Raw genomic sequence first — 12,636 nt, forward strand, 5'->3', positions numbered from 1 at the left:
CGTTTACTTAAAAAAGGAGAAAAGCCCTTTGGGTTTCCACTCCTTTTTTCTTGTCAAAGCGTCCTGATTTCGCGGGTATACTTCCAGAATGGTATTTAGAGTTGCAATGGCCACCTTGGTTTCTCCGATGGCATGACAGGCATCGGCATAATAAAGTGTCATTTGCACCCGTGCTTCATCCCAGCTCCATCCGTTTTTGTTATAGCAATCAATGGCCTTCCAGGCAAAGGCCATACAGTGTTTCCATAATCCCTGCCTGGCGCAGCACTCGGCCAATCGCAGATTGGCATCACTGATGATGCTGTCCTCAGCCTCAGTGCCCAGTTTGCAGGACTGTAGCAGGATGATCAGGTTTTCTTTTGCCTTATCATAGTTTTCGAGGTACAGATAAGACATACCCCGCATAAAATGTACTTTTTGTATAGAGTCTAGCTGCATGGCCTTACCTTTTATTGACTGATAATTGTCTGCACAGGCAATGCACTGCCGGTAATCTTTCATCTGGTAAAAATTCTGCATCAGCATAAACCAAGATGAATTGTCGTCTGGATGCTTATCCAGCTGCTCCTGCCAGGCTTTATTGGCTTCTTCCAGGCTTCCTTCCTTTAGCAGGTCAAGCCTGATGTTCTGAACGGTGATGTACCTTTCATTCAGCAAAAAAAGTTCTTCCTCAGTAAGTTCAGCCCTGTTTTCTTTGATAAAAGTATGATATTCCTGATCGGTAGTACTCAAGAGCGCTTTGGTTTCTTCTACCCTGTCCAGCTTAAAGAGTACCTCCAGAATCTCTCCTTTCAACTCAATGTAACTGCTAAAACTAAGGTAGTCTCCGCCGTAAGCTACCGCAGTATTCAAAACATCCAGGGCTTCTTCGTACCTTCCCAGCCTTTTAAGTGCGGTTCCCCAGCTGCTCAATTGTTCCCAGAAAGGCGACAAGGAGTAGCCCAGTCTATGCACCTCAACTGCTTGTTCCAACTGCCCCTGTGCGCTAAGTGCAATTCCATAGTTATTGCAGCACATGGCAAAAATATGCGGATCAGTATCGTAAGGACCTTTTCTTTGTTTATTGTTGTAAAACAGATCGTAGAAGCCATCATAGGATTTTTTGTAGAATTCCGTTCTGATTTTTAACAGTTCACCGCCAATTTCAGGGGTATAAACCTCCGCTTCAAATTCAGCAAAATTTACACCGGCATTGTAATAATCAGCGGCGGCATCATCAGGCCATTTTTCTGGTTCCGGCAGGCTGCCTTTTACCCGGTACACAGACTCGAAATAACGCTGCAGACCAAATGCCCGTCCGCCAAGCTGCAGACTTTTTTCCAGGTAAGGCAAGCCTTCGGCGTAACTTTTAGCATCGTATAATGCTGCGCCTGCATAATGGTAAGGAATGTACCAGTCGGGATACAGTTTTATATATTGTTGCGCAAAATTCAGCATTTCTACCGTATCAAAATCCAGTTCGGGGGCAAATATCCTGAACGCTACAAACCTGGCCTCTGCCAGTGGTTTATTCTCAATACCCTTGCTGCTCAGCTCTTCCAACCTCTTCTGCAAGGCCATCAGTTCACTATCGGAATCGGCATTGTTTTCAAGTAAAGCCATTGTGGCCGCCTTTCCGCCCAGTTCATATTCCTGATTATCAAAAGCCAGCCTGGCAATAGTATTGTAAGTGAGGGGGTCGGGATATAGGTAACCAAGGGCTTCTGTAAAGGCCCCCATTGCCTTCTTTTCGTCCTGCTGATGTTCCAGATACAGGTCTGCCTTCTTCATGTAGATCTGTCCCAGCTCATATTCGAGTGCAGTCCGGTTGTCTTTATAAAAATCTCGGGTAAGGCCAATCAGACTATCTGCATCTTCCAGAGCCTGGGCAATTGCCCCCCTCATGCTGCATGCTTCCATGCGGTAGCTAATGGCCTTAATTCTTGTAGCAAGATCGGCAGATTTTGAAAGCACATCACAATAGGCGATGGATTCAGCCAGATTTGCCCTGGTAAGGAAGGTATTGATATAGGCCAGGTACAACATGGCCTCTTCATTTGAAGGGTCCAGATCTAGTACCATTTTGAAGCTGTTGTAAGCCGGCTCCAGCATATTCTCGTTTTCTTCCTCTTCTTCATTCAAACCTTCATTAAAGGCTGCCTGATATTCGCATTTGGCCTTAAGCAGCAATGCTTCTGTATTTTTATCGTTTACCAGCAGGAACAGGTTTACTGCGTCCAGACAGGCTTCATGATCGTTATTGTTGTAAAGGGAGTGTAAGTATTCCAGATCTACCATGTAGCGTTAACTTTTTTTGTTCTGGCTTACAGCAAATTTTCTGCCAGATATTACTTCACTGTAACATCATCTTTACAGCTGATATAGGGATAAATCATTCACGTAATATGGTATCCATTCACGTAGTAGAAAACACAGTTCACGTAAATTGGATTTTTAGCAATTGATCAATAAGTACCTTAGTCAAAAAATAAAAACTTATGATAAAAACAATTCAAAGAGCTGTGCTAGGCATCGCTATCCTTCCCGTGATGCTAAGCTGCGCAAAGCAAACACTGGAACTACCGGTTGACGAAACAACTAAAAAAGTTGAGATCTCAGTATTAAGAGTCTACATGGCGAAATTGATCGATGTTAAACCAGAAGAAATCGAATACAATGAGAAAACGGAACAGTTTTCTTTACTCGGTGTAGACCAAATTAGCCGACAAAAATTAACTACATTTTATGAAAAATCAATAAAATAGCCGATATGAAATACATACAATGCATAATCCTTTTCACTTTTTTTTTTATTTCGTACAATACCAAAGCACAGCACGTAGGCACCATTAGTGAATTTGAAATATTGCCTGCTTATCTCACAAATGGACAAGTTAGAATATCTAGTGGTACAACTACCACACTTAAATATAAAGTAACCTTTGTTAGAGAGACGGCAACCACCTATCCTACCCTAACCTGGAAGCCATTTAACATGACAGTGGGATTAAGTACCGCTGACGCCAATGGGAACATTGTAGTATTAGAAGATGGCACTAAAATTTTTGGAGACAACTTAAGCTAAATGAAACTTCGCACCCTATATATTCATATAATTCTAAAGTGTATTCTTTAACTAACGCCACGCCACCGGATCCAACATTACCGACAGATTCAATACCGGTATACGCAATATACTATGCATCCAGTGGAGGCACAGAGTTAACACAGGATTTACCTTCTTCTGGCGGAACTATAGCTTTTTACGCTCCCCGTTTTAACCAAAGAGGTAGTAAGCCTGTTTTTGGTGACTGGATAAATTATTCATCAGGATTTCCAACCGTAGACTATACCTACAATTTTATTGGTACTTATCCCAATTATTATGAATTCTCGGCATTCAATTATCCGGCGCCAAATACCGCACCAATTTATAAAATATCAGATTTAAGCGGAAAGAATATATTTTATGGATATCGACTAGACCGTACGGCTAACCAGAAAATACATGAAGTAGCCTTTTATGCCTATCCTTACTCACGGAGAGGACCTATAGGTCAAGAGAAATGGAGACGGTTTGAAGCAGCTCCCCAAGAGTGGATAGCACTGCCAGGCGGGAATGGTTACTCTGTTAGCTTGAAGTCTGTTTTTCCAGGTTTAATAATAAATGGGGTTACTTCCGCATCTATTTTAGTACAAACTGGCCCTCGTGGAGGAAAGACTCCACTAAGTTTACCTCAAACCTTTGACACCCGCAACTTCAACTTTGAATATATTAATGGTGATATTATTGTTACAACCGATGGCAGTCAACCCGATAAGGTCTATGAATTCAATATCGACTACTTATAGAAGCCTTTATTCATCTTTACTTTAGATTATGTATTTGTTGTTTGGCAATAAAATTGCTCTGTAAAACAAAAACACACAAACACATGAAAAAGCTAATATTTTTACTCTTATGTACGGCCACCCTGGGGCTGGTATCGTGCAAGAAGGACACTATTGTTCAGAATATTCTTCCAAGGACAATCCTATATGATATTCAGCCTAGTAGCTGGAAAACGTCAGATGCCGGCCGGACTTATTATACAACCATAAATGTTCCTGAAAATAATGACAGTTTCAATCAATCAGGTGGAGTAATTGTATCGCTATCTTTTGATTCGCAAAGAAAAGTTTTTGATGCACTGCCAAATGTAGTTGATGGTTTCTCTTATAATTTCACATCAGAACCTGGATATATAACTATTTTCATGGAAGATGTAAATCGTCAGGTAATTACCCCTCCTACAGGGACAATCAGGAGTAAAATTGTATTGGTAGATTCAGAAATTATCGATTAAACAAATCAATAATTAAAAAGTCGGTACTGAGTAGAACGCCGGCTTTTTAATTTTCATCAAAAAATATCTTATGGGCTTTCATGGCTTTTTGCCATCCGTAGGGAAAAATCGCATTGCCCTCATCTATCATTTTCTTCATGATTAATTTTACATGCTCCTGAATTTTCACGGGAAGCGTATAAAATGCCTTATCAACTCTTGTGTTCCGCTCAAAGTCAAGCGTCCCGTTTTGATGACGGACAGCAAATTTCTTTCCCTTATAGTAAATTAAAATTTTAATTCGCCCGTCATCTATATGGTTCATTCCGCTTGTTCCATAAATGATAACCGGATCAATCAGACCATCATTGTCAATATCCTTAAAGTCTGTATATTTTGTCCAAAACCAAATGGAGTTTTCCATTTCATCGGTACCAGGTTGTTTGGTAATAGCGTCAACTATTTCCCACTTCTTTAAAAGTCCATTCTTTTCCATATGAAAATTATGCGCTTTTATGTGGTGATGAAGTGTGTCTTTACGGCCGTTTTTAAGATCATTACTTTCCGTAAGCACAATAAAAAACTGTCCTGACCTGTCTAAGTACCTGTAAACCCTGCGAATAGGGTAATTGATGTCAAACTGTTTATTTACCAGATCGGTAAAAACTTTCCTTGTCTCTTGATGTGATAATATTTCACTGCTCAAAACCCTGTTCTGTCCAAAACTCACAGCTGTTGAGAAGAAAAAAAGTAAGGTTAGGGTTTTTCTGTTCATGGCTTCAGATGGCTATTCTTGGTTTACCAGGTAAATATAGGAAGCTTCCTCCAGATCCGGTCATTTTGAAATTGACTTACTCGTGTATTTTGCCTATCTTGTGATGATGCATTTATCAGGCCGAAACCTATTATTGAACCTTACACAGCAACTGCTTGTCACAGCAAGGATGTTCCGTCGTGTCTTGAGCCTTCAATTTAGCCTGGGTGATTCATTCCTCAAAAGCAGTAAAGACTTTATACATTAAGCCCTGCCTTTTCAGGGCAGGGACCCCCTTTCATTTTTGTACACATTAAATTTTTCGTTATGCGCTGGATTGAGGCTGGCTTTGTGCTGCTTATTGCACTAGACTTAATCATCATATTCCTGGCAATATTCCTGTTAACACCTTTATATGCCTTAGCTGCTATACTGGTTACAGCAGGACTAAAAGGAATACATAACAATGTAAGGATTAAATAAATTATTATGACTAATTCAATTCAAATACTTGATACACCGGTTATATTAACCACAGGAATATACGATCTGCTGAAGGACCATATCAGGCGTAAAAAACTGAGTAAAACAAATGAGGCCGCTCTGGATGCACAACTAAAGAAAGCCAGGCAGGTTTTAAGAAAGGACCTTCCGACAGATGTGGTCACTGTAGATACGCTTGTAACTGTGAAAGATCTGGAAACAGGGGATACACAGGAATACAAATTTGTAGGCCCGGACTCGGCGAAGAAAAAAAATGGCACAGTGTCTATCCTGTCTCCTATGGGAATTGCTATGATAGGCTACCCGGTAGGTGCGGTAGTTGAGTGGGAGTTTAATGCAGAGATTAAAAAGAACCAGATCATTGGGGTTACGCCCATTTAACTGGCTTTTTGATTTTTCAGTAAACGGATGCTTCGGTATCCGTTTACTAAAAAAGTTAAACACAGGTTAAAAACGGTTAAAAAAATCAATGTATTAACGCTTTATCTCGCCAACACCTATTTTTAGCAAAACAAAATAAAAATCATGAGAGCAATTAATCCCTGGATCAATTTTAATGGCAATGCCGAAGAAGCATTCACTTTTTACAGATCAGTTTTTGGCGGCGAGTTTACAAAAATTATCCGTTTTAAAGACCTATCAGGCCCTGAGTTTCAGGTAGCAGAAGATGAGGCCAATAAAATCATGTACATTGCCTACAGCACATACTCGTCATTTATTGGCTTCACTGGCTCAGGAATATCCTTTTCGCCAAGCATTTGCAGCAGATTAATTTCAATGGTACGGGTAATCTGGTTCAATGGAACCCCGGCCGAATTATTTTCAAATGGATTAACCATGCTCATCCCATTAATCTGGGTAGAAACAAATACAAATCCGATTAACCAGCCCAGGAAAATAGAGTACACCCCGGTAGTATGACTGATGACCAGGGTAAACGTAACCACAAAAAGCCATATAAACACTTTTGTGAGGTAGCTATAGGTAGTAGGGAATACCGTATTTTTAATGCGTTCGCTCATGCCCATCGAGTCAGAGAACCTGACCAGCATCTCATTGATTTCTATAAACCGAAAACCATCGATGTGATTTAATTTTGATAACAGCTGTAAATCCCGGGATTGTATGCTTAAAATGGCATTATGGGTATTGCTGTGTGTTTTGATTTCCCTCAAATCTTCCTCATTCAGGTACTTGATGTAGATTTCATCCACTGTACCTCTCAAATTTGCCTTTAAAGCATATAAAAAAGCAATGTGCCTGAGCACCATCCTTCTTGCTATCATGCTATCCTCATCCACATAGTTGATCAATGCACGGGTGTAAGAGCGTGAATCATTTACCAGGGCACCCCATATTTTTCTGGCTTCCCACCACCTGTCGTAGGCCTGGTTATTATTAAATCCAATAAAAAAGGCAATTGCTGTTCCCAGAAGTGTAGGAATAATGGAGGGGATCTCGATATGCTGCACCACCAGGTACTCCCTGGCCAAATAAGCAACAGTGCAGGAAGCAATCATAATCAGATCGACCTGCCAGGTATTAATTAGAATTCTGCTTAAGCGAATATTCTGAACCAGGAGCATATTGTTTTTTTAATCAAGATACAAAATGAATTTAAAGTTATCGCTTTAAAATGGTTTTGCACTTTCGTCCAGAATGCGCTCCCATTCCGGATGCCTTTTCAGGTAGGCAGCAACCAGGGGGCACAGAGGGATTAATTTATAGCCATTGTCTTCAATATAAGCCAGTGTCTTCTCTATTAAAGCCGTAGCAGCCCCCCTGCCCTGTAATTCAGCAGGGGATTCAGTATGGATCAGCCAGATCTTCCGGCCGTGTTCCTTATAATCGATGAATGCGATATAATCGCCTACCTTTAATTCAAAACGTCTATCGTCCGCATTTTTTACCAGCGGCAGATTTACATATTCTTCATTCATAGTAAATTATTTAATGATTTCTTTTTCCATAACGGCATCTTCCATTAAAAAGCCATTGCCAATATCTATATCTTCCTGCCCAACTTTGCTAAAGCCTATGGCTTCGTAAAACTGAATCGCCTTATTGTCCCTGTTCACATTTAAGGCCAGTTTATTGTTGTTGTGCTGTAACGCAATACCTTTGATGGTATCCATCAGCTGCCTGCCCACTCCCTTTCCCTGCCCTTCCGGAACCACATAAATTTTATGGATTTTTGTTTTGTCCTGCCCCTTATAATTTAACTCGTAAGAGGCATAGCCGAGGTATTCGTTCCCCTCCCTAAACAGTAAAAAGTGGTGGTTCTTTTGGTTTACCTGTTCTGTTAAAGAAGAAATGCTGTACATCATTTCCAGCATGTAGTCAATCTGCGCTTCGGATAATATACTTCCAAAAGTTACCGGCCAGGTTTTGAATGCAATGGAACGGATAATAGGGAATTCTGCCTCAGTAGCCTTAATAATCTGTGTCATGAAGCCAAATTTAGAATTTAAAAATCAAATTTCACTCTTGCGCGGATTCCCCAGGAAGAAACATTTGGATGATCGAGGTAACTAAAGCGTTTTACAGCGTCTACCCGCAATACTTTAAAAATATTGCCTATGCCCACACTTCCTTCCATGTAAGGACCATTGTCCAACGCATTGGTAATCTGCAGGCCATTCTGGTTGCGCACAAACTGCAGGGCTTCCGGGTTTTTCGCAGGGTTATTCTCATCGCGCAAACCTCCGTAAAGTGCCTTAAACGACATGACCTCTCTTAATTTCAGTTCCCTTAGCAAAGGGATCTTATTGAAAAAGAAACCATTAAAATTTTGGTCTATATTGATGCTGGCGTAATGATCGCTTACAAATTCCAGGAAATTCATCAGGTTATAGGACTGCAGCTGGTAAGCATAAGTCTGGTTGGCCCTGTGAATAGACAACAGCGGAAAAGGAAGCTTACCTGCATTGTAGCCACCTTCAACAGTGACATCGGCATAGCCAAGCTGCGACAAATAAAAACGTTTGTCTATACTGCCCAGAAAATTGTGATAGCTGTATTCCCCACCCAAAACACCTTTCAGACCAGCCGTATACCGCAGGTTAAAAATCGGATACTTATCTACGAGCGGAGTCCGGTAGACCTTGCCCTGGTAAAATTTTTCATGTGGAGCATATCTTAGCTGTAAGGTAACTTCAGAGGTATTGATCTCATTGATCCTTGAAAAAACATTATCTGCAGAATTGTTAAAATACAAAGAACCGGCCGGGCTTTGTTTCCATTTACGCAAGCCTAAACTATAGGAGAAATGATTTTCAAACTCGTGTACATAATCGAGTCTGTAAAAATCATTGTACAGCATCATGTTGTTCTCCCCCCTTTTGAAAGACAACAGGAAATTATCTTCCTGTACAAACTGAAGTTCCTGTCCCGGAATCTTGGTATCGCGCTGGAAACTGGCTCGCAAATAGTTTTGCGGGAAGGCATAGATTGACTTGTTATTGAGGGAATAAGTCCCGCTCAGGAAATATTTCCATTTCTGATCCTCAAAACCATAGGCGGCATACGTCTCAAAATAATAGCGTTTGCTCAAGTCAGTTGTTGTCCTTCCGCCTAAACGCAAACGAAAACCTTCTACATTATTGAAACTATAAAATGTACTTACAGGCCCCATCTCGAAAGGCCCAAAACTTTTATAACCAGCAACAAAAGTGGTTACGATGTCCATCGTCCTTTTAAAACCGGGCATGCGCTGCAGGGTATCCAGGTTGCGGTATACTTTGGCATTGGCAGCACTTAATGCTTCCGGCCGGTTTTCTGCCCAGAATTGTTCAGACTTCTTTTTGGCATCAGGAACCACCACCAATGTACCCCCATTTAGGTATAAACTGTCTGTAGGTGGCTGGTTAATTTTATAATCCGTAAAAGTTACTGTCCGCTCACCTGTAAACCCGGCACCATTTTTTTTGCTGATCCCGAAATCTACGATCAGGTTACTCTTACTCAAATGATAGCGGCTATCCGGATTCTGTTCAAATTCCAGCTTCGCCTCCAATGCCCTTACAAAATTGAGGTTGATGTTCTTATTTACACTCAGATAAGCATTCTGGACTGCATAATTCCCGTCCATAGTGACATACAACTTACCTTCAAACAGCAGGTCCATCTTGTTTCGGGGCGTAAAAGAAAGCTCGATCAGTTGTGGCTGGTGCGTTTTTATGGTATCGGTAATAAAGAACTTATAAAAGCCAGGTGCACCATCTGCTATAGGACTGAGCAGCAAATTACTCACGACAGATATGTTATTGTCATAAATGTCAATATCCTGGTACATCCGGTCAAAGTAAGAACTCAAACCCTGGTTGTCTACAAAACGCTCATCAAAGTTTACCTGTTTATCCGCAACCACTACCGTTTTCATTTTTTCTGGATTTTTACGGAAATAGTTATTGGAAAGTTTTTCCTGCTGATAAACAGGCAACATGTTTTTACCTCCAATTTTTGTGGAATCCTGTTCCTGGAAAAGGAACTGGTAATTGCGGAATATTTTTTTGTTTTTGAACTTCTCTGAAAGGTTGCTCATAGAAAACAACATCCTTTCATATTTCTGGTAAGCTACATAATCATAGCTTTCCATTCTGTTTTTTGGTTTATTGGCGATCACCTTACGGATCAATTCAACTGCCGGGTTCTCTTTATTTCTGTAAGGTGGCTTTTTGCCCCCTTTAATCACCACCTCGTTCATTTGCATCGCCTCGCTTTGCAGTTGCACATTAACTACCTGCGCAATGCCAGGCTTAATGGTTTTAACCTGGGTTTTGTAACCTACATAGCTAAATGTAAGCTGGCTGTAGTTTCCACTAATGGTAATGTTATATTTTCCATCGGCATCTGTCCTGCCACCTTTACTACTACCGGTAATCATAAAAGACGCGTAAGGAATCGTTTCTTTTGTAGTAGCATCTGTAACCGTGCCACTCACAACTGTTTGCTGGGCGTACGCACCAATGCTGAGCAAAACCATAGCCAGCAAAGCGATAGTATTTAATATAATTGAACGGCCGAATGTGTAAGGCACCACGTCTATTGTCTTTTAATCCTTTAGCTTAAAAATAATTAAGCGCCACAAAGTTAATACTCAACTTCTGAATATTCTTGTAAAAAAGTCAGGATAAAGCTTAGAAATAAATGTTATGACACGAAAGTGATGAAACGACTGATATTTGCCTGGATATGATCATGTTTTTTATGCTCACCCCTGTTCAGTTGAATGGCCCTTATTTTAACCGAGTTTCTTTCCAGCAGAAGCTCTTCATAAAATCCTTTGTAGTAAATATCCTTTACTTCAAAACGCCGGCTGTTCCATGAACTTTTCAGTTCTACCCATTCGGGATAGAATACAGCATGCCCGTTTTTAACTTCCAGTCCTAATTTTTCAGCCTCTTCATGGCCAAGTACCACCGCATTGCCCAGAAGCTGGGCAGTATAAATATGATTTGGATGCTGGTATACATCAGCTGGTTTTCCCTGCTGCAATAATTTACCGTCCTTTAAAATGAGGAGCTCATCGGCAAGGAACAATCCATCTGCCGGATCGTGCGATACCATTACTACGGTAACACCAGTTTCGGCTGCTATTCTTTTGATATCGGCCCGAAGCTGGTTTTTGAGTAAAGCATCTACCTGGCTAAAGGGTTCATCCAGCAGCAACACTGCTGTATTGCTAACCATAGCTTTGGCTATGGCCACCCGCTGCTGCTCACCACCGCTCAGCTGGGTAATTTTCTTATCTTTCAGCTGCGCTATGTGCAGGTGCTGCATCATTTCGGTTGTTTTCTCCTGCTTGGCCTGCACATTGGTATTGGAAAGCATGGAGGCAATATTGTCGTAAACCTTGGCGTAAATGTTCAGGGAAAAATCCTGGGTTACCATTTTCATTTCCTTATGCCCTGGAATGAGTTGCTCATCAGGGCCTAAAATACGCTTTCCATTAAACTGCACCTCTCCGGTGTCTGCCTTTAGCAGACCATATATACATTTCAGTAAGGTAGATTTTCCGCTTCCGCTCTCGCCCAGAATAGCGATCACATTTCCTTTTTTAATATTGAAACTGATGTCAGTGATGCCCCCCTGCTGTTCGGCCTGGTATTGTTTGCTAAGGTTTTTAACGCTGATGATTGGTTCTTCCACCCGGTAAAGATATCGAATTCTATAAAAAAATCCTGTAATGATGCATTACAGGATTTATAATATTCAGGTATTTGTGTTCTAATTTAAGCCTAAGGTAACTCCGAATGACATATTCCTTAAACCTTTCTGAGGTGCGCTGTCAAACATGTCGCTGAAATAATATTTGGTAAAAATCCCAAGCCCTCCATAACCGATCCTCAATGTACCGCCATAACGGAAGGGCTGGAAGTTATAATCGTCATTAAATTTCTCTTTGCCTTTTTCCTTACTGATCTGCTTCACCTTGGCATTGGTCAGGAAAGCGATTTCCGGACCAAAGACAAAGTAAAAACGTTTGCCATTGTCGTTTTCTTTGGTGCGCAACTCAAAATTTAGCGGCACATGCACATAAAAGCTAGAAAATCTGTTTTTCGAAAACTGTATATCTTCAGTATCGTAGTCCAGCACCGGATTGTTCTTTTTCATGGTGATGTTCTTTTTTAAACGGATATGTGTCCAGTCGAAACCACCTGCAACATAAATCTTAAAATGCTGGTTAAAACGGTAGCCCATCTGCACTACATCCAGGGAAACAGTACTGGTTTTACCGGCTTTATAATCCAGGAAATCATTTTCCGGAGACAAAGAAAAGCTTCCGTTGTCAATCAGTTTTGAAAACCCTATATCCAGCCTCGTTAAAGTGATACCGCCTATAAAACGGCCATTCGAAGCATCAGTTTTTCCTGTGGAATCCTTTTTACCAATGATGACACCCACGCCATGGTCCATATCGAACTTCTTCATCTTACGTTCTTTCTGGGCTCCACGCTCTCCGGTTAATGTGGTATCTGCTTTTGTAATTGTACTCTGGGCCTGGGCACCTGCAAAGCTGCTGATCAGAAGTGCCGTTAAAAATAGATATTTCATGATGTATTGATTGTGTGT

At 41.0% G+C, this 12,636-nt stretch carries 14 protein-coding genes; 6 read left to right on the top strand and 8 right to left on the bottom strand.

The features are described from left to right. Positions 1–3 precede the first annotated feature (3 nt). Entirely contained in the window at positions 4–2,277 is a 2,274-nt protein-coding gene (locus tag B9A91_RS05190; RefSeq protein ID WP_084237330.1) for a tetratricopeptide repeat protein, read from the bottom strand. 200 nt (positions 2,278–2,477) lie between these two features. Between B9A91_RS05190 and B9A91_RS05195 the strand changes: the two genes are divergently transcribed. The 4 genes from B9A91_RS05195 to B9A91_RS05210 all read left to right on the top strand — a co-directional run bounded on the left by B9A91_RS05195 (position 2,478) and on the right by B9A91_RS05210 (position 4,325). Continuing rightward, the gene (locus B9A91_RS05195; RefSeq protein ID WP_084237331.1) at positions 2,478–2,744 is read left to right on the top strand and encodes a hypothetical protein; all 267 of its coding nucleotides are present in this window, start codon (positions 2,478–2,480) and stop codon (positions 2,742–2,744) included. 5 nt (positions 2,745–2,749) lie between these two features. After that, complete coding sequence (locus B9A91_RS05200) at positions 2,750–3,064, top strand: hypothetical protein (RefSeq protein ID WP_084237332.1); 315 nt, start codon at positions 2,750–2,752, stop codon at positions 3,062–3,064. A 38-nt stretch (positions 3,065–3,102) separates the two neighbouring features. Beyond that, positions 3,103–3,831: a hypothetical protein gene (locus tag B9A91_RS05205; RefSeq protein ID WP_084237333.1), complete on the top strand. Its 729-nt coding sequence runs from the start codon at positions 3,103–3,105 to the stop codon at positions 3,829–3,831. A gap of 83 nt (positions 3,832–3,914) precedes the next feature. Beyond that, positions 3,915–4,325 carry a hypothetical protein gene (locus B9A91_RS05210; protein ID WP_084237334.1) on the top strand — a complete coding sequence of 137 codons (411 nt, stop codon included), beginning with the start codon at positions 3,915–3,917 and terminating at the stop codon, positions 4,323–4,325. 46 nt (positions 4,326–4,371) lie between these two features. Here the strand turns inward: B9A91_RS05210 and B9A91_RS05215 are convergent, their stop codons facing one another. Then, positions 4,372–5,079: a M949_RS01915 family surface polysaccharide biosynthesis protein gene (locus tag B9A91_RS05215; protein ID WP_084237335.1), complete on the bottom strand. Its 708-nt coding sequence runs from the start codon at positions 5,077–5,079 to the stop codon at positions 4,372–4,374. 306 nt (positions 5,080–5,385) lie between these two features. Here B9A91_RS05215 and B9A91_RS24080 point away from each other — a divergent pair, with 306 nt between their 5' ends. Further along, on the top strand, positions 5,386–5,541 hold the full coding sequence (locus tag B9A91_RS24080; RefSeq protein WP_159451645.1) for a hypothetical protein: 156 nt from the start codon (positions 5,386–5,388) through the stop codon (positions 5,539–5,541). A gap of 6 nt (positions 5,542–5,547) precedes the next feature. Next, on the top strand, positions 5,548–5,943 hold the full coding sequence (locus B9A91_RS05220) for a GreA/GreB family elongation factor (RefSeq protein ID WP_084237336.1): 396 nt from the start codon (positions 5,548–5,550) through the stop codon (positions 5,941–5,943). Positions 5,944–6,257: 314 nt separating this feature from the next. On the opposite strand, the gene B9A91_RS05230 is transcribed toward B9A91_RS05220, so the two are convergent. The 6 genes from B9A91_RS05230 to B9A91_RS05255 all read right to left on the bottom strand — a co-directional run bounded on the left by B9A91_RS05230 (position 6,258) and on the right by B9A91_RS05255 (position 12,618). After that, positions 6,258–7,148: a bestrophin family protein gene (locus B9A91_RS05230; RefSeq protein WP_084237337.1), complete on the bottom strand. Its 891-nt coding sequence runs from the start codon at positions 7,146–7,148 to the stop codon at positions 6,258–6,260. A 45-nt stretch (positions 7,149–7,193) separates the two neighbouring features. After that, positions 7,194–7,502: a GNAT family N-acetyltransferase gene (locus B9A91_RS05235; RefSeq protein ID WP_084237338.1), complete on the bottom strand. Its 309-nt coding sequence runs from the start codon at positions 7,500–7,502 to the stop codon at positions 7,194–7,196. Between the two features lie 6 nt (positions 7,503–7,508). Next, on the bottom strand, positions 7,509–8,012 hold the full coding sequence (locus tag B9A91_RS05240; protein WP_084237339.1) for a GNAT family N-acetyltransferase: 504 nt from the start codon (positions 8,010–8,012) through the stop codon (positions 7,509–7,511). A 17-nt stretch (positions 8,013–8,029) separates the two neighbouring features. Further along, the gene (locus B9A91_RS05245; RefSeq protein ID WP_084237340.1) at positions 8,030–10,546 is read right to left on the bottom strand and encodes a DUF5686 and carboxypeptidase-like regulatory domain-containing protein; all 2,517 of its coding nucleotides are present in this window, start codon (positions 10,544–10,546) and stop codon (positions 8,030–8,032) included. 167 nt (positions 10,547–10,713) lie between these two features. Continuing rightward, a complete protein-coding gene (locus B9A91_RS05250) occupies positions 10,714–11,712 on the bottom strand; it encodes an ABC transporter ATP-binding protein (RefSeq protein WP_084237341.1) in 999 nt (332 codons plus the stop codon). A 78-nt stretch (positions 11,713–11,790) separates the two neighbouring features. Beyond that, on the bottom strand, positions 11,791–12,618 hold the full coding sequence (locus tag B9A91_RS05255) for an outer membrane beta-barrel protein (RefSeq protein WP_084237342.1): 828 nt from the start codon (positions 12,616–12,618) through the stop codon (positions 11,791–11,793). Between the last annotated feature and the right edge of the window lie 18 nt (positions 12,619–12,636).

Source organism: Pedobacter africanus (genome assembly GCF_900176535.1).
Classification (GTDB): Bacteria; Bacteroidota; Bacteroidia; order Sphingobacteriales; family Sphingobacteriaceae; genus Pedobacter; species Pedobacter africanus.